This is a genomic window from Micromonospora sp. C81, from assembly GCF_018070425.1.
Taxonomy (GTDB): Bacteria; Actinomycetota; Actinomycetes; order Mycobacteriales; family Micromonosporaceae; genus Micromonospora; species Micromonospora zamorensis.
Genome location: NZ_JAGPXS010000019.1, coordinates 103837 through 130777 on the forward strand (window position 1 = coordinate 103837; position 26941 = coordinate 130777).

A 26941-nucleotide genomic window follows, 5' to 3' on the forward strand; every position below is an offset into this window, starting at 1 on the left:
CCACCCCGCAGGCCCCAGCACGCCGAACGGCCGTCTCGCACGGCGCGCGCGGGCATGATCGACTCGGGTTCATGGAAGTCGCGGTGTCCGCAGGGCATCGATAGCGCGGTTTTCAGGAAGGCGAGTGGATCTAGGCCAACCGCGCTCTCCTAACGAGGCGCGGGGCTTTCCGAGGGGCTCGGCGCGCGGCAGCCCGGAGACTCGGGGTCTCTGGATCAGGTGGGGAGCGGCGCGCAGGAGGCAGCGGCCACGCCTTCGAGGTAGCCGCGGGCGCGTTCCGCCTTCGGGTAGCGGCCGACCAACGCCCAGAACCGGGCGTTGTGGCTGGGCACGATGAGGTGCGCCAACTCGTGCAGCAGCACGTAGTCGATCACCCAGTCGGGCATTTCCTGAACGCGGTGCGAGATCCGGATGCTGCGGTCGGCAGGGGTGCAGGAGCCCCACCGGCCGTTCTGGTTGGTGACCCACCGGACGCTGGCCGGAACGGCCTTCGTGGGGTATTCGGCCAGGTAGAGCTCGATGAGCCGGCGCGCCCGGGCCAGCAGCTCGGCATCGGAGCGGGCCAGGCGCCCCTCCCGGGCGGCGAGCCGGGCGAGCATGCGGTCGACCCACTCGCTCTCCTCGGCTCGGGAGAACTGGTCCGGGATGAGGACGACGACCCGCTCACCGTCACGGTACGCAGACACCGTGCGTCGTCGGCGCTGGCTGCGCCGCACCTCGACGACCGGCTTGCGCGTCCCCGCCATCACTGGCCCGCGCAGCCTCGGCTACGTGTCACGAAGGAAAGCTAATGCGTACTGACCAGGGGTCCGCAAGGGTCAACCACGCGACACGCGCCCAGAAAATGGTGATTGGTCGCCAGGCGTCCGGAAAATTTCTTGACGACGGCCCCGCCACGCCATCTCGTCACCCTTCGTGAACGCTGATGGCGGTGTCGCACGACGCCTCTCCACCGTAGGTGATCACCGGCCGGAGGCCGCGCCGGGGGCACTCGCACGGGTGGCTGTGAGGGTTTGGTCGGCGTGTCCCCGCCAAACTGACTTATCCGACCTATTTCGCCATGCACACTCTCGACGTCGACTTGCTCACAGTGTCGATGCACAGCTGACATGGAACTGCCCAGACCTGGGTAGGGTCCGCGAACCAGCGGTCACGAAGGTGGCCGCGGAGTGAGACCCAGCGCCGGCGCCCCGTGTGGCCCGCCGCCGGGCACCCCGCCGGGACGGCATTGACCGGCGGACGAGACGAGGAGGGCACCGTGGCCGACCAGGCCCAGACGACCTACAACGGTTACTGCGTCAAGTGCAAGGAGAAGCGGGACTTCGAGGGGCACGTCGAGGTCTCGAAGACCGGAATGAACATGGCCAAGGGCAAGTGTCCGGTTTGCGGGACAACAGTGAACCGCATCCTGGGCAAGGCCAAGGTCTGACCGTACGGGTGACGGGGGCGGGGTGGCCGGTGGTCACCCCGCCCCGTTGCCGTCCTGGGCGGTCGGCGGGTCGTCGACCGCCTGTCGGGTGACCGACAGCCTCGTCGGCAGCCTGTGGAAAACCCGGCAAAGCCTGTGGACAACGCTGGACAGCGGCCTGGGCGCCTGTGGACAACGATCGACCGAACGCGAAGTCACGGTCACGATTGGTGACCATGAGTCGCACCGTACTGCCCCGTCCCACGCTGCTGCCCGGCCTCAACCGGCTCTGGCGGGACCGGCACACCCTCCAGCTCGGCGTCGGCCCGGGGCCCGCCGTGCTGCTGGAGCTGGCCAATCCCCGAGCCGCCCATCTGCTCGACCTGCTCGACGGCACCCGCAGCGAACGCTCCGTCCTGACGCAGGCGGCCACCGTCCGGGTCACCGCCGACGAGGCACGTACGCTGCTCGACGCCCTGCGTACGGCCGGCCTGTTGGTGCCCGCGCACAGCCTGCTCCCCCGTGACCTGGCCGGCCCGGTCCGCGCCCGGCTGGCGGCGGAGGCCGGCGCGTTGGCCCTGGCCGCCGCTCGACTGCCCGGCACCCCCGCACAGGTCCTGCGCCGTCGGCGGACCACCCGGGTCGTGCTCACCGGCGCCGGGGCGCTCGGCGGGCCCCTGACGGTGGCGTTGGCCCAGGCCGGCGTAGGGCAGGTGATCCCCCACCTCACCGGCCCGGTCCGCCCCGTCGACCTGGTCGGCACGGGCATCCCCGCCACCGAGCTGGGTCACCCGCTGGCACCGGCCGTGCGGGCGGCGGTCAACCGCGTCGCACCGGGCACCGGCACCCAGCGGGGCCGGTCGACCCGGGTGGACCTGGTGATCCAGCTCGGCACGGACCGGCCACCCGCGCTGGTGGCCGCCGGTCTGGCCCAACGCCGGCAGCCACACCTGCTGGTCACGCTGCGCGAGGGCGTACCGGTCGTCGGGCCGCTGGTCCGCCCACCGGCCGGGCCCTGCCTGCACTGCGTCGAGCTGCACCGGGCCGACCGCGACCCGGACTGGCCGCGGCTCGCCGCCCAGCTCGCCGCCACAGACCCGGTCGCCGCTGGCGCGACCAGCACCCTGCTGGCAGCCATCGGGTACGCGCTGGCCGAGGCGCTGACGCAGCTCGACGGCGGTCAGCCGGAGACCCTCGGTGGGGCCATGGAGATCACTGGCGCGGGCCGCTTCCGCCGTCGGGGCTGGCCGCCACACCCGGCGTGCGGGTGCTCGCGAGGTCGAGTGTCCGCACCAGCCCGGCCGCAGAGCAGCAGCGGAGCCCTCCGGTCGGTAACAATGACCGTGTGACCGACATACCGCGCCGCGCCGTGTCCCGCACCGCCAAGCTCGCCGCCCTGCCGCTCGGCTTCGCCGGCCGGACCGTTCTCGGCATGGGAAAGCGCGTCACCGGGCTCGCCTCCGATGTGATCTCCGCGGAGATCCAGCAGCGCACCGCCGAGCAGCTGTTCAGCGTGTTGGGCCAGCTCAAGGGTGGGGCGATGAAGTTCGGCCAGGCGCTGTCGGTCTTCGAGGCGGCACTGCCGGAGGAGATCGCCGCGCCCTACCGCCAGGCGCTCACGAAGCTCCAGGAGGCGGCACCACCGCTGCCGGTCGCCAGCGTGCACAAGGTGCTGGCCGAGCAGCTCGGCCCCAACTGGCGGGACCTGTTCGTCGAGTTCAACGACACCCCGGCCGCCGCCGCCAGCATCGGCCAGGTGCACCGGGCACGGTGGCGGGAGCCGGGGTTCGACGAGTCCGGCGCACCGAACAGCCGCGACGTTGCGGTCAAGATCCAATACCCGGGCGCCGGTGAAGCGCTGCTCTCCGACCTCAAGCAGCTCTCCCGCCTGGGCGGGATGTTCCGGGCCATCCAACCCGGTCTGGACGTCAAGCCGCTCCTGGTCGAGCTGCGCGAGCGGATCACCGAGGAACTGGACTACGAGCTGGAGGCCGAGTCGCAGCGCGCCTTCGCGGCCGCGTACGCCGACGACCCGGAGATCTACATCCCGCAGGTGATCAACGCGGCACCCCGGGTGCTGGTCACCGAGTGGGTGACGGGCACCCCGTTGGCCGACATCATCCGCGAGGGCACCGAGGAGGAGCGGGACGAGGCGGGCCGGCTGATGGCCACCCTGCACCTCTCCGCTCCGCAGCGGGCCGGGTTGCTGCACGCCGACCCGCACCCGGGAAACTTCCGGCTGCTGCCCGACGGCCGACTCGGGGTGATCGACTTCGGCGCGGTGGCCCGGATGCCGGAGGGAACGCCGGAGCCGATCGGTCGCATCGCCGCGATGGCGCTGCGCGGCGACGCCGACGAGGTGGTGGCGGGGCTGCGCTCGGAGGGCTTCATCGGCGCCACCGAGCAGATCGACGCCGAGGGGGTGCTCGACTTCATCCGTCCGATGCTGGAGCCCATCGCGGCGGACGGGTTCCGGTTCACCCGGGCCTGGCTGCGGGCCGAGGCGGGTCGACTCGCCAGCCCGCGCTCCCCCACGTACCAGCTGAGCAGGCAGCTCAACCTGCCGCCGTCGTACCTGCTGATCCACCGGGTGACGCTCGGCTCGATCGGAATTCTCTGCCAGTTGGAGGCGAAGGCTCCGTACCGCAGCATCCTGGAGCGTTGGCTGCCCGGCTTCGCCCCGGTCGCCTGAGGACGTCCAGAAGGGCGGGTGCCGGTCGGCACCCGCCCTTCTGTGTGCGGTGGTACTAGAGAACGCCCAGGTCGCGTGCCGTCTGGTTGCGGCTGTTCATGGCGACGGTACGGGCGGATCGGGTTGCCTCAGTGCTCGTGGTGGTACGACCGGCCTGAGGCCGGCGCATTCGAGCCCGGGACAACGCTTCGTGGAGTAGTTGCATCTCGAAGGCTCCACTCGGGACGTTGAACATCGTCTTCTCACTCACTGCCGGTGTGACACCGGCGTAGTTGGTACGGATCGGGAACACGTCAGGCTGCCAGCCGGACCGCGCCACGCACCTCGGACAGCCCACTGGCCGCCAGGCGCGCCTCGGCCTCGACCCGAAGCTCGGCGTCACGAGCGACGTCCTCCTTACGCGGACGGCCACGGGGCCGCTTACGCGGGACGACCGCGCCACGCTCGAAGATCTCGCCGCCCCAGACGCCCCACGGCTCCGCTCGCTCAACGGCTCCGGCCAGGCATTCGACACGCAGCGGGCAGTCCCCGCAGAGCGACTTGGCCAGCTCGAGCTCGGTGGGCGAGTCGGAGAACCACAGGTCAGGGTCGAACTTCCGGCAGGGCAGGTTCGCCTCCATCTCGATGCTCATGTCGAGTGGGGCCAACGCCAGACTCATCTCCCGGTCACCTCTCTCTCACATTCGATCTTGTGGATCGCATTCCGACGTACTTACGGCGGGCAAAAAACTGAGGCCGCGGATCCCGGTAAGCGGGTTCCGCGGCCTCGAGGTGAGCCGGTGTCTGATGATCAGACCGGTTTACCTCGAGGTGGAACGCCGCGGACATCCATGCGCTTCTTGGCGACCTGGATGCCATTGCCCGTGAAGCCACTGGTCCCCTCGACTCCGACTGGTGCGAGGGTCAGGCTCAGCTCGGTCTGAACCTGGTGCACCTGCGGAACCGACGGTCGTGCAGCCGTGAGGGCCACCCGGACAGCCGACAGCGGAGCGTGGACAGACGGCATCACCGCCAGACGCTCATAGGTGAAAATCTTCACGGGACCCACCTCCCTCACGTTCCTCGGATCGACTGGACCAACCCCGTGAGCAGCCGGAATGGCGCCGCTCGCGTGGTGTGTTCTGAGGCTATTCCTCGCGCCGGGGCGAGGGCAAACGAATTTACGACGAGATTTCGAAAGTTTTCTCAGGGCAGACATCGTCCACCCCCGCGCCCCCCACCAGCGCCAGCACCGACTCCCCGTAGAGGCCCAGCTTGCGGGGGCCGATACCGGCGATGGCGATCAGTTCCTCCGACCGCTCGGGCCGCCGCTCGGCCAGCGCGATCAGCGTCGCGTCGGTGAACACCACGTAGGCGGGGACCTTCTGCGCCCCGGCCACCCGCTGCCGCCACTCGCGCAGCCGTTCGTGCAGCTCATCGTCGATGTCGGACGGGCAGGTGGGGCACCGACCCAGTTTGCGGTCCGGGCCGGCGAGCAGGGTGGCGCCGCAGATCCGGCAGGAGACGATCTGGGTTCGACGCCGCTCGGTGCGTTTGGCCGCCGGACCGGTGCCGCCGCCGGACGCCCGTTCGGTGCCGCCGGAGCGGTCCAGCTGGGGCAGGAACCGCGACGGCCGCCGGGCCCGCCCGCCCGGCGAGCGTGCTGCGGCGTACGACAGCCAGAGCCACTGCCGCGCTCGGGTGATCCCGACGTAGAGCAGCCGACGCTCCTCCTCGACCTGCTCGACGGTCTTGGCGTACGTGGTGGGCATGGTGCCCTCGGCGAGGCCGACCAGGAAGACCGCGTCCCACTCCAGCCCCTTGGCGGAGTGCAGCGAGGCGAGGGTCACCCCGTCCACAGTCGGTACGTGCTGCTGGGCGGCCCGGCGGGCGAGCTCCTCGGTGAAGTCGGTGAGCGTGACGGGACGTTCCACCGACGCGGCCTCGCCGATCGGCACCACCTCGGGGCTGGCCGCGTACTCCTCGGAGAGCTGGACCAGCGCGGACAGCGCCTCCCACCGCTCGCGGGCGGCGCCACCGGCCGGGGGTGCGTCCGGGGCCCAGCCGACCGCGGTGAGCGCCTCGACGACGGCGGCCGGCAACGGCGTCTCCCCGGGGATCGAGCGGGTGGCGGCGCGAAGCGCGACCATCGCCTGGCGTACCTCGGTCCGCTCGAAGAACCGCTCGGCGCCCTGCACGACGTACGGCACCGCGGCCTCGGTGAGCGCCTTCTCGTACGCCTCGGACTGCGCGTTGACCCGGAACAGCACGGCGATCTCCTTCGCCGGCGTGCCCGCGTCGATCAGGGCGCGGCAGCGCGCGGCGACCGCGTTCGCCTCGGCCGGCTCGTCGGTGAAGATCCGCAGGTCCGGCTCGGGGCCGGGTGGGCGCTGCCCGCTCAGCTCCAGCCGCAACCGCGCCTCGGTGCCCCGGGCCTGGGAGATCACCGCGTTGGCCAGCCCGACCACCTGCGGGGTGGAGCGGTAGTCGCGGACCAGCCGGACCACCGTGGCGTTGCGGTGCCGGCGGGGGAAGTCGACCAGGTACGCCGAGGTGGCACCGGTGAACGAGTAGATCGTCTGGCTGGCGTCGCCGACCACGGTCAGGTCGTTGCGGCCGGCCAGCCAGGCGTCCAGCAACCGCTGCTGGAGTGGGTTGACGTCCTGGTACTCGTCGACCACGAAATGCCGGTACTGGGTGCGGATCTGCTCGCCGACGTCCGGGTGCTCCTCGATGCCCCACACCGCGGCACGCAGCATGTCCTCGAAGTCGATCACGCCGTTCGAGCGTTTGAGCTGCTCGTACGCGGTGAACACCTCGGCCACCTTCGCCGGCTCGTGCGGTGTGTCGCGCAGCGCCCGGGCGGCGGCCACCACGTAGTCCGTCGGCTCGACCAGCGACGACTTGGCCCACTCGATCTCGCCGGCCAGGTCGCGCGCGGCGGCCCGGTCGGTGCGCAGGCCGACCCGGGCCGCGGCGAGGGTGACCAGCCGCACCTTGCTGTCCAGCAGCTCGGGCATGGCCCGGCCGGACAGCAGGCGGGGCGCGAAGTACCGCACCTGCCGCAACGCAGCGGCGTGGAAGGTCCGCGCCTGGACACCGTGCGCCCCGAGCAGAGTGAGACGGTGTCGCATCTCGGCGGCGGCACGGGCGGTGAAGGTGACCGCGAGCACGTGCCGGGGGGATATCTCACCGGAGAGTGCCCGGTGGGCGATCCGGGAGGTGATCGCCCTGGTCTTGCCGGTGCCGGCGCCGGCAAGGATGCAGACCGGCCCGGCGGGCGCGGTCACCGCGGAGCGCTGCTCAGGGTCCAGCCCGGCGAGCACGTGTTCCGACGCTGAGTGAACCGCCACAACCAGGAATCATCTCAGCTCCCCTCAGCGTTGCAGCGAACAGCCTCGGCTTGATCCGCAAGCCGCGGCCGGAGGAGTTGGAGGATCCGACCATGTTGACGATGTATTCCACCCCCTGGTGCGGCTACTGCCACCGGCTGAAGTCGCAGCTCGACCGGGAGGGCATCGGTTACGAGGTGGTCGACATCGAGCAGGACCCGAAGGCCGCGGAGTTCGTGATGAGCGTCAACGGTGGCAACCAGACGGTGCCGACCCTGCGCTTCGACGACGGCAGCGCCCTGACGAATCCCTCGATCACCCAGGTCAAGCAGCACCTGGAGACCCTCACCGCCTGACCGGCCAGATGACCGTCGACGAGCGGCCGCCCCACTCGGGGCGGCCGCTCGTCGTGTTCGGAGGTCGGTCATCGTGGAGGCGGAAGGTGGGTGCCGGTCGCCAGCGGCCGGTCGGCGTCCTCTGCCGGTCGCCGGGGTGCCGGGAGCACCGGGAGGGCCGGCGTGGGCGGGCGGGTGCCGGGTGGCGCGCTCAGGTGCCGGCCCCGCCAGAGGTAGCCACCGGCGATCAGGGTGGCCACCCCGACCAGAGCGAAGAGCAGCCGGTAGTCCAGGAACCCGACCAACAGGGCGCCCGCACCGATGGAGAACGCCTGCGGGCCGCTGACCACCGCCTGCGTGGCCGCGGCGACCCGGCCGACCAGCGTGGGCGGGGTCCGACGCTGGATCAGCGTGTGCAGCCCGACCATCGTCAGCGGGAGCGACACGCCGGCCAGCAGCACCGCCGCAAACCCGAGCCGGATGTCGGGGTACGCGAGCGCGAGCGCGGCCGGGGAGAAGAACGCGACACCGGCGGCCAGTGTGCCGACCTCACCGAGCCTGCGGACCAGCGCCGGTGAGCAGAGCCCGCCGAGCAGCCCACCCACGCCCTGCACGGTGACCAGGACGCCCACGAACGCGGCGTCCCGGTTCAACCCCTGGTCGACGTACGCGAAGATGAGCGACTCGCTGAAGCCCATCACCAGTGATCCCAGGCCGTAGCCGAGCAGTGCCCGGCGCAGGGCCGGCTCGCCGGCCAGGTGCCGCAGGCCCGCGCCCAGCTCGGCTGGCCAGCGCAGCCGCACGGGCGGTGGCGCCTGTTGCGGAGTGGGTAGGGCGGTGACCACCGCCGCGGCGGTCAGAAATCCGACGATCCCGATCCCGGCCAGCGCCCACCCACCGAGCGCCGCGTAGAGCGCCGCGCCGGCCAGCGGGCCGATCAGCCGCATCCCCTGCCGTACGGTCTGGAGCAGGCCGTTCGCCTCGGCCAGCAGCTCGACCGGCACCATCTCCCGGATCAGCCCGCTGAGCGCCGCGCCGAGCGTGATGGACGACAGCCCGTAGAGGGCGGCCACCAGGTAGACGATCCAGACGTCGCCCGCGTGCCGGACGGCGAACAACGGGGTGAGCAGGGCGGCGGTGAGCACGTTCGCGGCCAGGAAGAACGGCCGACGCGGGTACCGGTCGACGAACCAGCCGACCAGCGGTGCCAGCATCATCGGCGCGATGACGGCGAAGATCGTGGCACCGGCCAGCCCGTTCGAGCCGGTCAGATCCTTGACCCAGATGGCGAGCGCGAGCAGCAGGATCGACTCGGCGGTCATGCTGGCCAGCAGACCGCCGAAGAGCAGGCGGAAGTCGGGTCGGCGCAGGATCGTGCGCATGGGTCCCTCCGGCGGGATGGCCTGCCCGGCTGGGCGAGGTCGACGTGGGCCGCGACCGCGGGTCCGTCATCGTCCGGCATTCCCGTGGTCCGATTTTTGCAGGACACGCCCCCGCCGGAACCTCCGACACCGGTCGCGCCGTCCATACTGACCGTGGGGGGCGAATTTCATACAGTTACCGTCGCGCCAGCGGCGGTCGACGGGAAAGAGGACACTGTGCCTCCTGCCGCACCCAGCCCGATCCTGCGTCGTCGCCGATTGGGCGTCGAGCTGCGCCGCCTGCGTGAGGCCGCGGGCCTCACCGGCGACCAGGTGATCGAGCGTATCGGTTGGGCCTCCGCGTCCAAACTGTCCCGCCTGGAGAACGGCCGCAGCCGACCGGACCCGCAGGACGTCGGCGACCTGTTGGATCTCTACGGCGTCGACCAGGCGGTGCACGACGAGTTGCTCGGCATCACCGGCGAGGCCGGCGACATGCGCGGCTGGCTGAAGAACTTCCCGGTGATGACGCAGCAGCAGCGCAGTTGGGCCGAGCTGGAGGCGGGCTGCGCCGAGATCTCCGAGTACAACCCGGTGCTGGTGCCCGGCCTGTTGCAGACCCCGGGCTACGCCCAGGTCCGGATCGTCTCCGCCCGGCAGGTGGGCGCGGGCGCGGGCGAGCCCGAGCCCGACGACGAGCCGGAAACCGAGGTGCAGGCGCGGATGGCCCGTCAGTCGTTGCTGACCCGTGAGCCGCACGCGCCCCGCTACACCGCCGTGCTGGAGGAGGCCGCTCTCGGCCGCCGCGCCGGGCCGCCCGAAGTGCTGCACGAACAACTGCTCCAGCTCTGTGAGCTGGCCCTGCTGCCGAACGTGACGCTGCACGTGCTGCTTCGCGACACCCAGATCGGCAATTGGTACCTGCCGCCGACCGCGTTCTCGGTCTACCGGTTCGCCGATCCCCTCGATCCGGAGACATTGGCCATCGAAGGTGGCTTCACCGACGTCATGTCGACCGAGGCAATCACGCTAAATCGCTATAAAGTGGTGTTCGAGTGGCTATGCACGTCGGCACTGAACGCCGAGGACTCCCTCTCCTGGCTGATCGAGTCAACGGGACGGCTGACCGAGGCAGCGCCCCCATCCACAGTGGCGTTCGGGCCGGCAACGGCGCCGACCCAGCGCCGCCGGGCCTCGGGGCGGCTGACGGATCGGTGATCCACGGGGGGACCGACCCTCCGTCGGGGCGTGCGGCACCACTCGTCCCATCGGATCGCTTCACATCAGGAGCAGAACCATGAACGACATCCGTAACACGCCGTCCGTCTCCGCTCACTCGCTGGCGGATGCCCCGTGGCGTACCAGCACACGCAGCCAGACCTCCAACTGCGTGGAGGTCGCCCCACTCAACGCCGGCCCGTCGGCGGTCGCCCTGCGCGACAGCAAGGACCGAGGCGGCCCGGTGCTGCTGTTCAACCGCGCAGGGTGGCTCGGTTTCATCACCGGAGCCAAGAAGGGCCAGTTCGATCTGAACTGATCCGGTGACAGGTACGGGGCCGTCGGCGCACTGCCGGCGGCCCCGTCGCTGTACGCGCCCGCCGACCCCCTGAGCTGCATCGGCCGATCGGACGACGCTCCGAACCGATAGGCGCGTTTCAGTTGCTGGGACGAACACGGGGCGTAACATGGCCCTCGGATACGTGGAACTTCCACACTGGCTTATCCATCGCGGCTCATCCGGAGACCCTCATGCGGTTCCTGATCGTTCGCACCGACATCCGCGCCGTCGCCGACGGGGACATCGCCGCTGCCTGGGCAGACGGCCACCGACTCCGCGACGAGACGACCACCCCCGAGCCACGACGGCAGACCGTGCACGCCGAGGACCGGGACGCCGCACTGCTGCTGGCCCGCGCTCTGGCCACTGTCGGCGCGGTCCGCGCCGGCAAGCAACGGGTCAAGGTCGTGCCGCTGATCGAGCCCCGCGCGGCCTTCCGACACAGACCGGGCCGCAACGGCACCTGACTCGACAAGACGTCCGTCGTGGTCGGATCGGCTCCCCCGCCGCGTTTATCGCACCCACCGACCACGACGGCCCGTGTTCCCGGCCCGTGACCGCCGCGGCAACGGCGGCCACGGGCCGGGACCGTGCTTCACCTGTCGGCGTCCACCCAGCCGTCCAGCCACCGGTGGATGAGGAACAGCGCGATCGACGACGGCGGCGGCAGGATCAGCTGGGCACCGTCACCCACGTCCACCGTCCGCCCGGCCAGCGCCGCCCCGATCTCCCGGCGCGAGAACCACCGGGCGTACGCGATCTCGGACGGATCGACCCGCACCGGATCGTCCGGGTTCGCGGTGGCCAGGAAACCCAGCATCAGCGAGCCGGGGAACGGCCACGCCTGGCTGCCCACGTACCCGATGCGCTCGACCCCGATGCCCACCTCCTCGCGGACCTCGCGCAGCACGGCGGCCTCCGCCGACTCGCCGGGCTCGACGTAGCCGGCCAGGCAGGAATAGCGCCGGCCGCCCGGGGTGCCCGGCCAACCGGCGTTGTTGCCGAGCAGGCAGCGACCGTCCGGGCCGTCCACACCGTCGTGCACCAGCACGATCATTGCCGGGTCGGTACGCGGCCAGATCCGCCCACCGTTACGGTCCACCCGGGACCAGCCCGCCTCGTCCATCGCGGTCGGCGCCCCGGTGCTCGTCGAGTAGCCGTGCCGGGTGTGCCAGTTGAGCAGCGCCAACGCCGTGGTGAAGATGCCGGCCTCCCGGTCGGCCAGCAGGTGGCCCACCTCGCGCAGGTTGACCGCGCGGGTCCCCGGCAACGCCGGCAGCGGCGCGTCGACCGCGAAGACCGGCACCCCGTCCGGTTCGACACCGAGGAACATCGCCGTCGACTCGGACCCGGCCGGCACGTCGGCCGCACCGAACAGCACCAACGCCGGTGGCGACGTGTCGGTGCGGGCCAACGTCCGACCCTCGTTGGTCGAGTCGAGCAGCAGCACCCGGCCACGCAGCCACGCCTCGGTCAGCCACTGCGAGTCGCCCCGCCGGTGGGCAGCCCGATCCAGCGTGGACCGCGCCAACGGCGGCGCCGCCTCCCCACTCACGCCAGCGCTCCGCTTCGCTCCACGCCGCCGTGAGACGGCCCACTGCTGAGCCCCATGGCTCGCTCGCTGCGCTCGCTCACTGCTTCGGCTCGGCGTGGACCGTGGTCAGCGCGGCGAGGCCCGGCGTGACCCGCTCGGCGTCACCGAGCACCACGATCGCTGCCCGAGCCGGTGCCAGGTACCGGGCGCCGGCACGCGCGACATCGTCGATGCTCGCCTTCGCCAACCTCGCCGCGTACTCGGCGAGAAAGTCGAGACGCAGCCCGTTGCCCGCGTACGCGCTGGTCAACGCCGCCAACCCGGCCTGGGTGGACATACCGAGCTGGAGAGTGCCCAGGGCGTACTGACGGGCCTGCTCCAACTCCTCGGGCTTCGGTGGCAGCGACGCCAACCGGCCCAACTCGTACGTCGTCTCCAGCAGCGCCGGCCCGGTGACCTCGGTGGCCACCTCGGCGGACGCCACCAGGACCGACCCGGCCACGGAGTGCTCGATCCCCGAGTGCGGGCCGTACGTGTAGCCCTTGTCCTCGCGGATGTTCTCCACCCAACGGGAGGAGAAGTAACCGCCGAAGATCAGATTGGCCAGTTGCAGCGGGGCGTGGTCGGGGTCGGTGCGGGACACGGCCGGAAGCGCGATCCGCAGCGAGGACTGCACCGAGCCCGGCCGGTCGACCAGCAGCAGTGGGCCCGGCTCCAGCGGCGGCGTCGCCGGCAGCTCGGCCACACGCCCGGCGCCGGCCCAACCGCCGAGCGCCCGCTCGGCGGCGTCCAGGGCCTTCTCCGGCTGCACGTCACCGACCAGCACCAACTGCGCGCCGGCCGGGTGGACCCGCTCCGTGTGCAGGGTGCGCAACGCCGCCGGTCGGACGGCCCGGATCTGGCCCGGCTCCGGGGTCTGCGTCGCGTACGGGTGCCGGCCGTAGATCCGCTTCAGCAGCGCCTCCCGGGCCAGGTGCGCCGGCTGACTCTGCGCCACCTGGATCCGGTCGACCAGTCGGTCCCGTTCGGTGGCCACCTCGTCGCTCGGGTAGCTGGCGCTGGTCAGCACCTCGGCCAGCAACTCCAGCATCCGGTCCAGGCCGGTGACCAGCCCGGCGCCCGAGAGCATCAGCCGGTCCGGGTCGACGCCCGCGGAGAGCCCGCCACCCACCTTCTGCAACTCGGCGGCGAGCTGCACGCTCGTCATCGACTCGGTGCCGGAGAGCATCGTCTGCGAGAGCATCGCGCCGCGAGCCAGGTGCACCCGACCGAACGGAACCCAGAGCCGCAACTCGACCAGCGGCACGGCGGGCCGGCGTACGGCGATCACGGTGAGACCATTGCGCAGCGTACGTTCGGCCTGCTTGGGCACCTTGAGCTTGCGGGTCGGCCCCAGCGGCGGCAGCGTACGCGGCCCGACGGGAGCAGTGGTCGTAGTCACTGTGCCACCTTCGTTCGCGACTGCGGGGCTCGCAAAACCGGCTCACTCCTCGCGCTCACCGGGCGCCTCCGGCAATGACCTCGATGGCGGCCCGGCGCTCCGGCCGCAGCGTGGCTGCGGCGGCCCGGACCTGGTCCTCGGTGACGTCGCCGACCAGCCGGGGCAACTCGTTGAGCAGGCCCGGTTCGCCGCGTTGCTGCTCCAGCACGGCCATCCGCAGCGCCCGGCCGAGCACCGCGTCGGTGTCCCGCAGCAGATGGGTCGCCATCCGGGCCTGGGTGCGGGCCAGCTCACCGTCGGTCAGCCCGTCGGTGGCCAGCCGGTCCAACTCCTCGTCGATGGTGCGCAGCACCTTGTCCACGTCGCCCCCGGGCGGCAGGTGCGCCTGCAACAGCAGCGCTGTGGGGTCGCGGACGTCGAACGGGTCACCCATGAAGCCGAGGTATCCGCCGAGGCTGGTCACCGTGCGGTCGCGCTGCACCAGCCGCTCGACCAGCCGCGACGCGTCGCCGTCGGTGAGCACCTCGGCCAGCACCACGTACGGCAGGTAGCCGGCGAAGTCGGTGACCGGGTCGGGCACGCGCCAGGCGCCGGCCACCGCCGGCAGCGGCGCCAGGGCATCGGTGTACGAGGTGCGCCGCTCGGCGGTCAGCTCGGGCTCGGTGAAGTCGGGCCGTTTCGGCGCCGGTCGGGCTGGCACGTCACCGAAGTGCCGGGTGACCAGCTCGGTCGCCTCGGCCACGTCGATGTCGCCGCTGACGGCGAGGACCGCGTTGCCGCTGGCGTAGTAGCGGCGGAAGAAGTCCGCCGCGTCGGCGACGGTCGCCGACTCCAGGTCGTCGAAGGAGCCGTAGCCGTCGTGCGCGTTCGGGAAGGTGTCGAACATGACCGGCGGCAGGGTCAGCCAGGGGAAGCCGCCGTACGGCCGGTTGAGGACGTTGACCCGGATCTCCTCCTTGACCACGTCGACCTGGTTGCGCAGGTTCTCCTCGGTCAGTCGGGGGCCACGCATCCGGTCCGCCTCCAGGAACAGCGCGCGTTCCAGCGCGTTGCTCGGCAGCGTCTCGAAGTAGTCGGTGTAGTCCAGGTGGGTGGAGCCGTTGAAGGTGCCACCAGCGCCCTGCACGTGCCGGAAGTGGGCCAGCTTCTCCAGGTTTTCCGAACCCTGGAACATCAGGTGCTCGAAGAGATGGGCGAAGCCCGTGCGCCCCTCCGGCTCCGAGCGGATGCCGACGTCGTAGACCACCGCCACCCCGATCACCGGGGCACTGCGATCAGGGGTGAGCACCACCCGCAGGCCGTTGTCGAGGGTGAACCGCTCGACCGGATACTTCGTCGCTGGAATTCTGGATCTCCGCGCCGCCACGGGATCGACCCTAGCGCGTCGACACCCCTGCCACCCGCGACCTCCCGGAGCCGCCGCCACCGCGAGGGTGAGACGGCGGGTGCGTCGGGCGGTGGGGGTGACATCCGGAACCGGTGGGAAGCGGGCGACCGGCCGTGCGGGGACAATGGGGAGATGAAACGAGAGACACGCCTGATGCGGTTGACCGGGGCGCGCGCGAGCGGCGCGGCGGCGACGGGCGCGGCGGCGACCGGCGCGCGGGCTACCGGCGCGGCGGCGACCGGCGCGCGGGCTGTGGGAGCGGCGTCGCTCGGCGCCCTCGCCGTGGGGGCGGTGGCCGTCGGGGCCGTGGCCGTCGGGGCGCTGGTCATCGGGCGGCTGGCGATCCGCCGGGCGGTCGTGCGGGAGCTGCGCGTCGGCCGGTTGGAGATCGACGAGCTGGTGGTGCACAGCCGACCCACCGCCGAGGGATAACCCGCGCCGGCGCGGACCGCGTCGAGCGAGGCTTATCGCGCCCCCACGCGCCGTTCATCACCCGCCGCGTGATGCCGCTCGGGTGTCGGGCGGACACGGGGCAGCACCTCGGCGCCGACCCGCTCGGCCTCCTCCCGGTGCGGCCAGCCGGAGAGGACGAACTCGTCGACGCCGAGTGCCGCGTACTCGTCGACGCGGGCCGCCACCTCGGCGTAGCTGCCGACCAGCGCGGTGCCGGCACCCTCGCGGACCAGGCCGACGCCGGCCCAGAGGTTCGGCGCGACGGTGAGCCCGTCGGTGCGACCGGCGTTGAGCGCGGCCATCCGGGCCTGACCCACCGAGTCCATCCGGCGGAACCTGGCCTGTGCGGCGGCGATCCGCTCGGGGCTCATCCCTGCCAGCAGCCGGTCGGCCTCCGCCCACGCCTCGGCGCCGGTGGGTCGGGCGATGACGTGCAGCCGCAGACCGGTGCGCAGGGTGCGGCCCTGCTCGGCGGCGAGCGCCCGGACCCGGGCGACCCGGGCGGCGATCGACGTCGGCGGTTCGCCCCACATCAGGTACACGTCGGCCTGTCGGGCGGCCACCGTCTCGGCGGCCGGGGACGCGCCGCCGAAGTAGACCGGCGGTGGCTCGGCGAGCGGGGTGGCCAGGCCGCCCTGGTCGACCCGGTAGTGCCTCCCGGCGTAGTCGAAGGGCCGGCCGGCCCAGGCGCGGCGGAGCACCTCGATGAACTCGCCGGTGCGCGCGTAGCGGTCGTCGTGCCCGAGGAAGTCGCCGTACGCCCGCTGCTCGGCCGGGTCGCCGCCGGTGACGATGTTGAGCGACAGCCGGCCACCGGAGATGGCCTGGAACGCCTCGGCCTGTTGGGCGATCAGGGTGGGCAGCGCGAAGCCGGCCCGAACGGCGACCAGCATGCCGAGCCGCTCGGTGTGCTGTGCCACCGCCGCGCAGACGATCCACGGGTCGGGGCAGCCGGCGCCAACGGGCGTGAGGACGGCGGTAAAGCCGTGCGTCTCGGCGGCCCGGCCGACCTCGGCCAGGTAGGCCACGGTGGCGGCCCGGTCGTGCCGGGCGGCGCCCGCGGTGACGGTGGCGGCACCGACCTGGTCGCCGTCGCCGGAGGTGGGCAGGAACCAGTGGAAGCTCATCGCGAATTCGCCTCTCTGCCGATCACCGAGTCCGGTTTAACCTAGCAAGCTGGTAGGAAATACCGACATAACTGAGACGCGTCATCCCGCCATGTGGATGGGTCTTGACGCTGACCGCGGCCTGGCCCAGTCTTCCTACCAACTAAGTAGGAATACTGCGGATTGGATGGACGATGAGACGGCTTCCCATGCGCCGGTTGGTCACCCTGGCCACTCTCGCCGCCCTCGGTGCGGCGACCCTGGGCAGCACCGCCGCGTGCGGCGACGACAGCGAGGGCACGGGCGGCAGCTCCGGCCCGGTGACGCTGCGCCTCGGCTACTTCCCCAACATCACGCACGCGCCGGCCGTCGTCGGCGTGGAGAAGGGCATCTTCGCCGAGAAGCTCGGCGCCGACGTCAAGCTGGACCCGAAGACCTTCAACGCCGGCCCGGCCGCCATCGAGGCCGTCTTCTCCGGTGCGCTGGACGCCACGTACATCGGTCCGAACCCGACAGTGAACGCCTTCTCCAAGTCCAAGGGTGAGGCCGTCCGGGTCATCTCCGGCGCGGCCTCCGGCGGCGTGGCGCTGGTGGTCAAGCCCGGCATCGCCGGCGCGCAGGACCTGAAGGGCAAGAAGATCGCCACCCCGCAGCTGGGCAACACCCAGGACGTGGCGATCCGCTACTGGCTCAAGCAGCAGGGTCTGACCACCACCAAGGAGGGTGGCGGCGACGTCAAGATCGTCCCGCAGGAGAACGCCCAGACGGTCGAGACGTTCAACAGCGGCGCGATCGACGGTGCCTGGGTGCCCGAGCCGTTCGTCTCCCGCCTGGTCAACGCCGGCGGCAAGGTGCTCGTCGACGAGCGCGACCTGTGGCCGGACAAGAAGTTCGTCATCACCAACCTGCTGGTCAGCACGAAGTTCCTCAAGGCACACCCGGACGTGGTGCAGAAGCTGGTCGACGGCCAGGTGGCCGCGAACGAGTTCGTCAACACCAAGCCCGAGGAAGCTCAGCAGGCCATCTCCGAGGCGATCGGCAAGATCACCGGAAAGCCGCTGGACCTGAAGCTCATCAAGCAGGCGTGGCCGACGTTGGAATTCACCAACGACCCGATCGCGACCTCGCTCAAGGCCGGCCTCGACCACGCCGTCGAGGTCAAGCTGACCGAACCGGTCGACCTCAAGGGCCTGTACGACCTCAAGTACCTCAACAACGCCCTCAAGTCGCAGGGCAAGCCCGAGGTCGTCCAGCCATGACGTCGACCACGACGACGCCGCAGAGCGCGACCACCGCGGTCGCGCTCTCCGGCGTGACCAAGGTGTACGGGCGCGGGCCGAACGCCGTCCTGGCCCTCGACGGTGTGTCGCTGGACGTCGCACCCGGCGAGTTCGTCTGCCTGGTCGGTGCCTCCGGCTGCGGCAAGAGCACCCTGCTGAACCTGGTCGCGGGGCTGGACCGGCCCAGCGGCGGTCAGATCACGCTGGCCGGCGACGCCAACCCGGGGCTGATGTTCCAGGAACCGGCGCTGTTTCCCTGGCTGACCGTCGACGGCAACGTCGAGGTGCCGCTGAAGCTGCGCCGGCTACCCCGGGCCGAGCGGCGCGAGCGGGTCGCCGAGCTGCTGCGTACGGTGCACCTGGCCGACTTCGGCCGCAAGCGCCCCCACGAGCTCTCCGGGGGCATGCGGCAACGGGTCGCGTTGGCCCGCACGCTGGCCCTGGACACGCCGGTGCTGCTGATGGACGAGCCGTTCGGCGCACTGGACGCGATGACCCGGGACATCCTGCACGACGAGCTGGAACGCATCTGGTCCGAGCGGAACCTCTCGGTGCTCTTCGTGACGCACAACGTCCGCGAGGCCGCCCGACTGGCCGACCGGATCATCCTGCTCTCCAGCCGTCCCGGCCGGATCATCTACTCCACCGAGGTGGACATCCCGCGCCCCCGACGGATCGACTCCCCCGAGGTCGCCGCCATCGCCGCCGAGGTCACCGAGCGGCTCCGTACGGAGGTGGGCCGCCATGGCCAGTGACACCCTGACCAACACGGCGCGTACCGACGCGCAGATCTCCGGCCTGGACGCGCTGGAGATCGCCGGCCGGGACCCGGAGGTTTCCCGGGGTTCCCGGTTCTGGGCGGCCACCTGGCCCAAGCTCGCCGCGCTGGCCATCGCCATCCTGGCCTGGCAGCTGGTGGTCTGGTCGGGTTGGAAGCCGCCGTACTCGCTGCCGGGGCCGCTGGAGGTCGGCCGCGAGCTGGTCAACCAGGCTCAGGGCCCGCAGCTCTGGGAGGGCCTGGTCACGACGTTGCGGCGGGCCGCCGTCGGCTATGTCTTCTCGGTCGCGGTCGGCCTGCTGCTGGGCCTGGCGGTGGCCCGGTCCAAGGTGCTCCGAGCCGCCATCGGCTCGATGATCACGGCGTTGCAGACCATGCCGTCGATCGCCTGGTTCCCGTTGGCCATCCTGCTGTTCGAGCTGAGCGAGAAGGCGATCTTCTTCGTGGTGGTGCTCGGCGCGGCGCCGTCCATCGCCAACGGCGTGATCTCCGGTGTGGACTACGTGCCACCGCTGCTGCTGCGCGCCGGTCGCAACCTGGGCGCTCGGGGGCTCAATCTCTACCGGTACGTCATCGCGCCGGCCGCCCTTCCGGCGATCGTCGCCGGGCTCAAGCAGGGCTGGGCGTTCTCCTGGCGCAGCCTGATGGCCGGTGAGCTGATCGTGGTCGGCATCTCGCAGACGTCGCTCGGCGCGCAGCTGACCTACTCCCGCGAACTGTCCGACGCACCCTGGCTGCTCTCCACCATGATCGTCATCCTGGTGCTCGGCCTCGGCGTGGATGCCGCCTTCGGCGCGGCGGACAAGGCGATCCGGCGGCGCTGGGGCGTGCTCGACCAGGCGGGCAACTGACCCGTGTACGTCTCCGCGCGCAGCGACTACGCGCTCCGGGCGATGCTCGCCGTCGCCGCCGCCAGTCGCGGCGGCGGCGGGAGCGGAGGCGGTGAGTTGGTGAAGGCGGCCAGCCTGGCCGAGGTGCAGGACATCCCGCTCAGCTTCCTGCAGGGCATCCTGCTCGACCTGCGCCGAGCCGGTCTGCTGCACAGCCATCGGGGCGCCGACGGCGGGTACGCGCTGACCCGCCCAGCCGACGGGATCACCGTCGGGGACGTGTTACGGGCTGTCGGCGGTTCGCTCACCACGGTGCGCGGCCTGCCGGCCGAGCGCGCCGGCTACCACGGTGTGGCCGCCGGGCTGACCGACGTCTGGCTGGCGGTGCACGGGGCGATCGCCACGGTGGTCGACAGCACCACCCTGGCCGACCTGCTCACCCGCAACTCGACCGACCACGCCCCCACCACCTCGTGAAACGACGGCGGTGACGTGGTCGGGTCGGTGCCCCGCCGACCCGACCACATCTCGTACCGATCCTGACCGGGCCTGCCCCTCCGCCGGCACCGGTCGGCCGGTCGCTGCTCAACCCACGTGGGCGACCGCCGGGCCGGAGCCCTGGTCGCCAGGGCCGTGCAGCTCCACCAGACCGGCGGGAGCGTTACCCGCCGGGGTGGCGTGCCAGGGTGCGAAGGCCGCAACCATGGCGAGCAACAGCCCGGCGAGCGCGACCGCGACCACCAGGATCAGTTCGCGTAGTGCACCCGAGCCGGCTTCGCCCGCCATGGTCACCCCTCCCGTGCCGGGCCCCCCGCCCGGCTTTCCCCCGGTGGTCAGCCTTGACCACGGTCAGCCATGACGCAGTCGGCCAGCCGACCGAGCAGAGGCTGATTACCGACTCAGAAGTCTGGCCGGCCAGGGCCGAAGACAGACCGACCCGCCTCGCCGAAGCGGGGCGGGTCGGTTGAGGCGCGGAAGATCAGACGGTACGGGGGCGGCGCGGACGGCGGGACCGACCCGACGCCCGGTGCGTCGGGCGGGCGCCGCCATCGGTGGCAGTGCCACCGGCACCGCGTCCCCCACGAGCGGCGGGAGCCGGAGGCGCGACGATGGTCACCGGCACACCGGACGGCTCACGCGCACCGGTGACCCGGGCCAACGCCTCGCCATCGGAGCGCACCTGGACCGACTCGGGCCGGATGCCGGCGGTGGCCATCAGTCGGGACATGTCCCGACGCTGCTCGGGCAGGACCAGGGTGACCACAGAGCCGGACTCGCCGGCCCGGGCGGTACGGCCGCCCCGGTGCAGGTAGTCCTTCGCCTCGGTCGGCGGGTCCACGTTGACGACCATGTCCAGGCCGTCCACGTGAATGCCCCGAGCCGCGACGTCGGTGGCGACCAGAGCGGTCACCTGGCCGTTGCGGAACTGCTCCAGGATCCGGGTGCGCTGCGGCTGGGACTTGCCGCCGTGCAGTGCGGCCGCGCGTACGCCCTTGGACAGCAACTGACGGGCAAGGCGGTCGGCGCGGTGCTTGGTGCCCATGAACAGGATGGTGCGGCCCTCACGGGCGGCGATCCGGGTCAACGCGTCGGGCTTGTCCAGGGCGTCGACGTGCAGCACGTGGTGGGTCATCGCCGTCACGGTGGCGGTGCCCGGGTCGACCGAGTGGGTGACCGGGTTGCTCAGGAAGCGGCGGACCAGCCGGTCCACACCACCGTCCAGAGTGGCGGAGAAGAGCATCCGCTGGCCCTGCGGTGCGACCTGCTCCAGCAGCTTGGTGACCTGCGGCAGGAAGCCCATGTCGGCCATCTGGTCGGCCTCGTCCAGCACGGTGATCTCGACCTGGTCGAGCCGGGCGTCGCCGCGGTTGATCAGGTCGTGCAGCCGGCCGGGGGTGGCGACAACCACCTCGGCGCCGGCGCGCAGAGCGTCGGCCTGCCGCTGCAACGACAGCCCGCCGACGACGGTGGTGCAGCGCAGCCCGACAGCGCGGGCGTACGGGGCGAGCGCGGTGGTGACCTGCTGGGCCAGCTCACGGGTCGGCACCAGCACCAGGGCGAGCGGGCGACCCGGCCGGGCCTTACGGCCGGCGGTGCGGGACAGCAGCGCAAGCCCGAAGGCGAGGGTCTTGCCGGAGCCTGTACGACCCCGGCCAAGCACGTCGCGGCCGGCGAGAGAGTCGGGCAGCGTCGCCGACTGGATCGGGAACGGCTCGTTGATGCCCTGCGCGGTCAACGCGGTGAGCAGCGCCGGTGCCAGCCCGGTATGAGCGAAAGAAGGAATAACTGTGGTCATGCGGGAGCCTTCCTCGACGCGGCACGTGTCGAGGGAGGGCGCCGAAGTCGGCGCTGTCACCGGCGGCAAAAGGCAGCCAGGACTCACAAGCACGAACCGATTGGAGTACGGGCCGGCCCGCCACCGGGCCGTCACCTGCGGAGGCAGGCGACGGCGAGGCGGGCCGGTCCCGTCACCGTCACACCCGGAGGGCGCGACAGGTAATGCTGACCGATCCGAAGATCAGAGCGGGCGGATGTTCTCCGCCTGCGGGCCCTTCTGGCCCTGGGTCACCTCGAACTCGACCCGCTGGTTCTCGTCCAGGCTCCGGTAGCCGGAGGACTGGATCGCCGAGAAGTGGGCGAAGACGTCAGCGCCGCCGCCGTCGGGGGTGATGAAGCCGAAGCCCTTGTCAGCGTTGAACCACTTCACGGTGCCAATAGCCATGTGTTTCGTCTCCTTGACGGAACGTCGGACTCGCACTTGTTGCGTGCCCGAAGAGGAGCGCTCCGCGCGGGGATGCGCGAATCGCCTGTCGCTTCTGGTCGCCCCGCCCGGAGAACTCCGGACACAACAAAGAGCGCCTGGGGCCACAATCCCGCCAGGCGCACACAGAGTCTCTGGTAACCAAAACTGCAACCCGGTCAACGTATCATGGTTTTCCCGCCAGCGGTCAAGCTTGGGCGGAATCTTCGGGCAACTGGGTGATCATGGCCGTGAGCCCCGTCACATCCAGCAGATCGGCGGGCCGAACCGTCACGCCGTGCCGGACGTAGTGGAAGGCCGCGCCCACCCGGTCGACCGGCACACCAGCCAGCTCCGCCCAGGCCAACCGGTACACCGCCAACTGCACGGCGGCCACGTCAGCCGCCGGCCCGGTCGGCTGCGCGCCGGTCTTCCAGTCGACCACGTCGAACCGCCCACCCGGCCGGGCGAAGACCGCGTCCATCCGCCCCCGCACCACCACTCCGGCGATCACCGTGGCGAACGGCACCTCCACCTCCACCGGTGACCGGTCGGCCCACTCGCTGGCCAGGAACCGCTCCTGCAACTCGACCAGCGCCTCGTCGGGCGCGGCATCCGCGTCGGCCGCACCGGGCAACTCGTCCAGGTCCAGCAGGCGGTCGGCGCCGAAGCGCTGCTCCAACCAGGCATGGAACGCGGTGCCGCGACGGGCGTACGGGTTGGGCTCGGTCGGCACCGGACGGCGCAGCGTACGGGCCAGCCCGGCCGGATCACGCCGCAACGCCACCAGCTGGGTGACGCTCAACTGCCCGGGCAGGGCCACCTCGACCGCACCGGAGAGCCTGGTCAGCTCGGCCCGTTCGGCCAGCAGCAGATCCGCCTCGCGCTGCCAGCGCGCCACCTCCGGGTCCACCTCCGGCTCGACGGTCACCATCGGCCCGTCCACCACCGAGCCGACCGGCCCGGCGACCACCGAGGCCGGGCCGTCGGTCATCAGGCGACGCACCAACCCGGCCGCCTCGGCCAGTGCCGGCCGGCGACCACCCAACGGGTCGGCCGGCCACTCCGCGCGGAGCACCACCTCGGCCGTCGGGTTCGTCGCATCCGGAGTCGGCTCGGGCGCCCACACGTCGATCAGGTGCCCCGGCCCGCCGTCGAGGCAGGCGTCGTACACCTCACGCAGGAAGACCGACGGACCTCGTGGCCGCTTCGTGCCCTCCCCCCACCAGTAGCCGGAGCAGAGCAGCAGCCGGCGCGGCCGGGTGACCGCCACGTACGTCAGCCGGCGTTCCTCCCGCTCGTCGTGGGCCCGCCAGGCGTCGGTGAAGTCGGTCACCGCCCGGGCGACCGCCCGCTGGTCGGCCGCCTCGTCGAGCGCCAGCTCGGGCAACCCGTCGGCGTCGCCGCGCAGCGGGAACGGCAGCACCCCGAGCCCACCCAACCAGTGGTCGGAGTTGCGGACCGGACCCGGCCACAGCCCACGGCTCAGCCCGGCCACGGCCACCACGTCCCACTCCAGGCCCTTGGCGGCGTGCGCGGTGACCACCTGCACCGCGCCCTCCACCACCTCGACCTCGCCCGGCGCCAGACCGCGCTCCTCGTCCTCGGCCGCGGCCAGGTAGGACAGGAAGCCGGACAGCGTCGCCCCCGGGGTCTCCCCGCTGAAGCGGGCCGCCACGTCCCCCAGGGCGTCCAGGTGACCCCGGGCCAGGCCCGCGTCGCCGGCGCCGTCCCGGCCGGCCCGGACCGCTACCTCAACGTCCAGGCCGATGGTCCGCTCGATGTCCGCGATCAGGTCCGGCAGTGCCTGGTCCAGCCGGTAGCGCAGCAGCGCCAACTCCAGCCCGTACGCGCGCAACCGCGCGAAGCCCTCCGCCGAGTACGCCTGCGCCGGGCCGAGATCGGCCAGCGCCTCCACCAGGGTCGCCTCGTCCAGCAGGTCGGGGCTGATCTCCGAGGTGTCGTCGGCGGCAACCTGTCGCCGGGCGTTGGCGATGGCCCGGGCCCGCTTGTGCAACGCCACCAGGTCACGCGGCCCGATCCGCCAACGGGCGCCGGTGAGCAACCGCAGCAACGCGGCACCGTCGGTCGGGTCGGCCAGCACCCGCAGCGTGCAGACCACGTCGCGTACCTCGGGGGTGTCCAGCAGGCCACCCAGCCCGACCACCTCGACCGGGAGACCGCGCTCGCGCAGTGCCGACTCGATCGCCGGGATCTGGCTGCGGACGCGCACCAGCACTGCCGTCGTCGGGCGTTGCGCCACCGGGATGTGCTCGGGGGCCGCGCCCGGCATCCGGGCCGCCCCACGCCAGGCCGCGAGCACGCTGTCGGCGATCCAGTCGGCCTCGTCGGCGTACGTGGGCAGCATCGCGCAGTGCACAGTGCCGCCGGCCGCGCCGCCGGGGCTGCGGTGTGGGATCGGGTCCCGGACGGTCAGCGCGGAGCGCAGCTCCGGCACCTGGGCACCCGCCGCACGCAGTGGTGTGGACAGCGCGTTCGCCACCCGGAGGATCTCGGGGCGATTGCGCCAGCTCGTGGTGAGCCCGAGCGCCTGGGCGGGCTGACCGTCGGCACGGGCGAACTCGGTGGGGAACCGGTCCAGTGTGCCCGCGCTGGCCCCCCGCCAGCCGTAGATGGACTGGCACGGGTCACCCACCGCCGTCACCGGGTGCCCGCCACCGAACAACGCGTTGAGCAGCACCACCTGGGCGTGGCTGGTGTCCTGGTACTCGTCGAGCAGCACCACCCGGAAACGGTCCCGCTCGATCTGACCGACCCCCGGGTGGTCCCGGGCCACCCGGGCCGCCCGGGCGAGCTGGTCGGCGAAGTCCATCGCCTCGAAGTCCTCCTTGCGCCGGGCGTACGCCCGCACCAGCGGCAGCAGGCGCAGCCGGGTCTGCTGGAGGGTGAGCGCCTTGCGCACGTCGGCGTACACCCGGCCCGGCCGGGACTGCACCTCGGCGAAGAACCGGCCGGTCCAGGCCGCCAGCTGGTCCGGCGCGACCAGGTGCTCGTCCAGCTCACCGGCGAGCGCCAGCACCGCGTCGGTGATGGTGCTCGGCATCCGGTCCACCTCGGACATGTCACCGTCGTAGTTGCGCACCAGCAGGTCGACCAACTGCCAGCGGGAGGCCTCGGTGAGCAGCCGGGTGGACGGCTCGTAACCGGCCCGCAGCCCGTGCTCGGTGACGATCCGCCCCGCGTAGGAGTGGTACGTGGAGACGGTGGGTTCACCGGCGAGCGGGTCGTCCAGCGGGTCCCGACCCTGTCGGCCGACGCGGCGGATCAGCTGGTCGAGCCGGGTCCTTACCCGGTGGGCCAGCTCGCCGGCCGCCTTCCGGGTGAAGGTCAGCCCGAGGATCTGCTCGGGGCGCACGTACGAGTTGGCCACCAACCAGACCACCCGCGCGGCCATCGTCTCGGTCTTGCCGGACCCGGCGCCCGCGACCACCAGCAACGGCTCCACCGGGGCGGCGATGATCGCGGCCTGCTCCCGGGTGGGCGCCGGCAACCGCAGCAGCTTGGCCAGCTCGACCGGTGTGTAGCGGGGGCCGGAGTCCGCCAGCCGGGGCGTCGGCGCGGGGCCCGCGCCGAACAGGGTGGGCTGGGTCATGGGGTCTCCGGACGTCGGACGGTCGGCGGCTCGACCACCTGGCGCCCCTGCCCGGAGACCGGGCAGCTGGTCCGCACCGGGCAGACCCGGCACTTCGAGTTGGCCACCGCGGCGAACGTGGCGGCTGCCATCGTATCGGCGGTCCGCCGGACCAGCGCGGTCGCCCAGCCGGCCGCCGGCCCCTCACCGGGCGCCGGCTGATTCTGCTCCCGGGCGTCCTTGGCGGAGGTGCCGAGCTGCACCAGCGCAGCACCTCCCGACTCGTCGCCGAACTCGGCGAACGCCCCCGCCTCCACCGCCGCCTGGTAGGCGCCGAGCTGCGGATGCTCGGCAAGCTCGGCGCCGGTGACAGCTGTCGACTTGCCGGTCTTCAGGTCGATCACCACGAGCCGCCCGGCCTCGTCGACCTCCAGCCGGTCCACCCGACCGGTCAGGTCGACCGGCCGGTTCGGGTCGTCCAGGCGGACGGCGAACTCGTGCTCGATCGCGAGCAGCCGACGCGGGTTGGTGGCCAGCCAGCGCAGCAGCTTGTCGACCATCGCCTCGGCGCGTTCGCGCTCCGGCCCGGCCATCCACCGGGCCGCCAGCTCGATCGCGTCGAACCGCGCGGCCACGTAGTCGAGCAGCGCGCCCCGGTCGGCGCTGGCGTCCTCGGCGAGCATCGCGGCGGCGTGGACCAGGTTGCCCACCCCCTGCGCCGTGCTGGTCGGGCCGCTGCCACCGTGCCGTTCCAGCAGCCACCGCAGGCTGCACCGCAGGGCGCTCTCCATCGCCGACGGGGTGACCCGCACCGGCTTGCCCTCGTCGACCAGCGGCCGGTCGTCGGAGAGGCCGCGCAAACCCCACCAGTCGTCGGGGTGCGCGCCGGGGACACCGGCGGCGGCGAGCCGCGCCAGCTCGGCCGCCGCGGCGCGCCGCCGGGCCGCCGGGGCAGCCGGGTCGGTGATGGCGGTACGCAGCTCGGCGACCAGCGCCGGCAGGGTGAGCGCCCGAGGTGGACGGGTGACCGGCAGTGCCCCGGGGCGGTCCGGCTCGCCGTCCCCGTCCTCCCCCGTTGCGCCACTGGGGTCGGCGGGCGGCGGGCCGGTGCGCGGACTGGGTGGCGGGGTGGGGG

At 72.1% G+C, this 26941-nt stretch carries 26 protein-coding genes; 12 read left to right on the top strand and 14 right to left on the bottom strand.

What is annotated here, in order from left to right; genetic code table 11:
- Nucleotides 1-215: 215 nt before the first annotated feature.
- Entirely contained in the window at nt 216-746 is a 531-nt protein-coding gene (locus KBX46_RS26295; protein ID WP_210794495.1) for a M48 family metallopeptidase, read from the bottom strand.
- Nucleotides 747-1258: 512 nt separating this feature from the next.
- Here KBX46_RS26295 and KBX46_RS26300 point away from each other — a divergent pair.
- The 3 genes from KBX46_RS26300 to KBX46_RS26310 all read left to right on the top strand — a co-directional run bounded on the left by KBX46_RS26300 (nt 1259) and on the right by KBX46_RS26310 (nt 4100).
- Nucleotides 1259-1429 (top strand): DUF5679 domain-containing protein, encoded by a 171-nt coding sequence (locus KBX46_RS26300; protein ID WP_167457767.1) that lies wholly within the window; start codon nt 1259-1261, stop codon nt 1427-1429.
- Nucleotides 1430-1644: 215 nt separating this feature from the next.
- Entirely contained in the window at nt 1645-2757 is a 1113-nt protein-coding gene (locus KBX46_RS26305) for a TOMM precursor leader peptide-binding protein (RefSeq protein ID WP_099856687.1), read from the top strand.
- Nucleotides 2754-4100 carry an AarF/ABC1/UbiB kinase family protein gene (locus KBX46_RS26310; protein ID WP_210794497.1) on the top strand — a complete coding sequence of 449 codons (1347 nt, stop codon included), beginning with the start codon at nt 2754-2756 and terminating at the stop codon, nt 4098-4100. The genes KBX46_RS26305 and KBX46_RS26310 overlap by 4 nt, the downstream gene beginning before the upstream one ends.
- 293 nt (nt 4101-4393) lie before the next feature.
- On the opposite strand, the gene KBX46_RS26315 is transcribed toward KBX46_RS26310, so the two are convergent.
- From KBX46_RS26315 to KBX46_RS26325, 3 genes are all read right to left on the bottom strand, one after another.
- Nucleotides 4394-4759 (bottom strand): WhiB family transcriptional regulator, encoded by a 366-nt coding sequence (locus KBX46_RS26315; RefSeq protein WP_088950048.1) that lies wholly within the window; start codon nt 4757-4759, stop codon nt 4394-4396.
- Nucleotides 4760-4890: 131 nt separating this feature from the next.
- The gene (locus KBX46_RS26320) at nt 4891-5139 is read right to left on the bottom strand and encodes a hypothetical protein (RefSeq protein WP_088950049.1); all 249 of its coding nucleotides are present in this window, start codon (nt 5137-5139) and stop codon (nt 4891-4893) included.
- 121 nt (nt 5140-5260) lie between these two features.
- On the bottom strand, nt 5261-7432 hold the full coding sequence (locus KBX46_RS26325) for an ATP-dependent DNA helicase UvrD2 (protein ID WP_088950050.1): 2172 nt from the start codon (nt 7430-7432) through the stop codon (nt 5261-5263).
- A gap of 92 nt (nt 7433-7524) precedes the next feature.
- On the opposite strand from KBX46_RS26325, the gene KBX46_RS26330 reads away from it, so the two are divergent.
- Complete coding sequence (locus tag KBX46_RS26330) at nt 7525-7767, top strand: mycoredoxin (RefSeq protein WP_088952000.1); 243 nt, start codon at nt 7525-7527, stop codon at nt 7765-7767.
- 68 nt (nt 7768-7835) lie between these two features.
- Here the strand turns inward: KBX46_RS26330 and KBX46_RS26335 are convergent, their stop codons facing one another.
- On the bottom strand, nt 7836-9128 hold the full coding sequence (locus KBX46_RS26335) for an MFS transporter (RefSeq protein ID WP_141911033.1): 1293 nt from the start codon (nt 9126-9128) through the stop codon (nt 7836-7838).
- A 216-nt stretch (nt 9129-9344) separates the two neighbouring features.
- Here KBX46_RS26335 and KBX46_RS26340 point away from each other — a divergent pair, with 216 nt between their 5' ends.
- The 3 genes from KBX46_RS26340 (at nt 9345) to KBX46_RS26350 (ending at nt 11132) form a co-directional block, all read left to right on the top strand.
- A complete protein-coding gene (locus KBX46_RS26340; RefSeq protein ID WP_210794499.1) occupies nt 9345-10325 on the top strand; it encodes a helix-turn-helix transcriptional regulator in 981 nt (326 codons plus the stop codon).
- 79 nt (nt 10326-10404) lie between these two features.
- Complete coding sequence (locus KBX46_RS26345) at nt 10405-10644, top strand: DUF397 domain-containing protein (RefSeq protein ID WP_088950053.1); 240 nt, start codon at nt 10405-10407, stop codon at nt 10642-10644.
- 212 nt (nt 10645-10856) lie between these two features.
- Nucleotides 10857-11132 (top strand): hypothetical protein, encoded by a 276-nt coding sequence (locus tag KBX46_RS26350; RefSeq protein WP_088950054.1) that lies wholly within the window; start codon nt 10857-10859, stop codon nt 11130-11132.
- A gap of 128 nt (nt 11133-11260) precedes the next feature.
- Here the strand turns inward: KBX46_RS26350 and nudC are convergent, their stop codons facing one another.
- The 3 genes from nudC to KBX46_RS26365 form a co-directional block, all read right to left on the bottom strand.
- Nucleotides 11261-12220, bottom strand: a complete 960-nt coding sequence (gene nudC / locus KBX46_RS26355; RefSeq protein ID WP_210794501.1) for an NAD(+) diphosphatase — start codon at nt 12218-12220, stop codon at nt 11261-11263.
- A 76-nt stretch (nt 12221-12296) separates the two neighbouring features.
- Nucleotides 12297-13640: a pitrilysin family protein gene (locus KBX46_RS26360; RefSeq protein WP_210794503.1), complete on the bottom strand. Its 1344-nt coding sequence runs from the start codon at nt 13638-13640 to the stop codon at nt 12297-12299.
- A gap of 55 nt (nt 13641-13695) precedes the next feature.
- Nucleotides 13696-15006, bottom strand: coding sequence for a pitrilysin family protein (locus tag KBX46_RS26365; RefSeq protein ID WP_210794505.1), 1311 nt, complete (start codon nt 15004-15006; stop codon nt 13696-13698).
- A gap of 153 nt (nt 15007-15159) precedes the next feature.
- Between KBX46_RS26365 and KBX46_RS26370 the strand changes: the two genes are divergently transcribed.
- Entirely contained in the window at nt 15160-15459 is a 300-nt protein-coding gene (locus KBX46_RS26370; protein ID WP_210794507.1) for a hypothetical protein, read from the top strand.
- Nucleotides 15460-15491: 32 nt separating this feature from the next.
- Here the strand turns inward: KBX46_RS26370 and KBX46_RS26375 are convergent, their stop codons facing one another.
- On the bottom strand, nt 15492-16607 hold the full coding sequence (locus tag KBX46_RS26375) for an LLM class flavin-dependent oxidoreductase (RefSeq protein ID WP_210794509.1): 1116 nt from the start codon (nt 16605-16607) through the stop codon (nt 15492-15494).
- Between the two features lie 173 nt (nt 16608-16780).
- On the opposite strand from KBX46_RS26375, the gene KBX46_RS26380 reads away from it, so the two are divergent.
- The 4 genes from KBX46_RS26380 to KBX46_RS26395 are packed head-to-tail and all read left to right on the top strand — an operon-like array spanning nt 16781 to nt 19951.
- Complete coding sequence (locus KBX46_RS26380; protein ID WP_099848428.1) at nt 16781-17845, top strand: ABC transporter substrate-binding protein; 1065 nt, start codon at nt 16781-16783, stop codon at nt 17843-17845.
- Nucleotides 17842-18621: an ABC transporter ATP-binding protein gene (locus KBX46_RS26385; protein WP_088950061.1), complete on the top strand. Its 780-nt coding sequence runs from the start codon at nt 17842-17844 to the stop codon at nt 18619-18621. Before KBX46_RS26380 ends, KBX46_RS26385 begins: the two co-directional genes overlap by 4 nt.
- Complete coding sequence (locus KBX46_RS26390; RefSeq protein ID WP_088950062.1) at nt 18611-19495, top strand: ABC transporter permease; 885 nt, start codon at nt 18611-18613, stop codon at nt 19493-19495. The genes KBX46_RS26385 and KBX46_RS26390 overlap by 11 nt, the downstream gene beginning before the upstream one ends.
- A gap of 3 nt (nt 19496-19498) precedes the next feature.
- A complete protein-coding gene (locus KBX46_RS26395; protein WP_088950063.1) occupies nt 19499-19951 on the top strand; it encodes an Rrf2 family transcriptional regulator in 453 nt (150 codons plus the stop codon).
- Between the two features lie 108 nt (nt 19952-20059).
- Here KBX46_RS26395 and KBX46_RS26400 read toward each other — a convergent pair whose 3' ends face one another.
- From KBX46_RS26400 to KBX46_RS26420, 5 genes are all read right to left on the bottom strand, one after another.
- Nucleotides 20060-20260: a hypothetical protein gene (locus tag KBX46_RS26400; RefSeq protein WP_088950064.1), complete on the bottom strand. Its 201-nt coding sequence runs from the start codon at nt 20258-20260 to the stop codon at nt 20060-20062.
- Nucleotides 20261-20453: 193 nt separating this feature from the next.
- Nucleotides 20454-21770, bottom strand: a complete 1317-nt coding sequence (locus tag KBX46_RS26405; protein ID WP_141911044.1) for a DEAD/DEAH box helicase — start codon at nt 21768-21770, stop codon at nt 20454-20456.
- Between the two features lie 222 nt (nt 21771-21992).
- On the bottom strand, nt 21993-22196 hold the full coding sequence (locus KBX46_RS26410) for a cold-shock protein (RefSeq protein WP_007464836.1): 204 nt from the start codon (nt 22194-22196) through the stop codon (nt 21993-21995).
- Between the two features lie 226 nt (nt 22197-22422).
- Nucleotides 22423-25827, bottom strand: coding sequence for an ATP-dependent helicase (locus KBX46_RS26415; protein ID WP_210794511.1), 3405 nt, complete (start codon nt 25825-25827; stop codon nt 22423-22425).
- The coding region (locus KBX46_RS26420; protein WP_210794513.1) for a PD-(D/E)XK nuclease family protein at nt 25824-26941 on the bottom strand (1118 nt) is incomplete at its 5' end. The genes KBX46_RS26420 and KBX46_RS26415, both read right to left, overlap by 4 nt.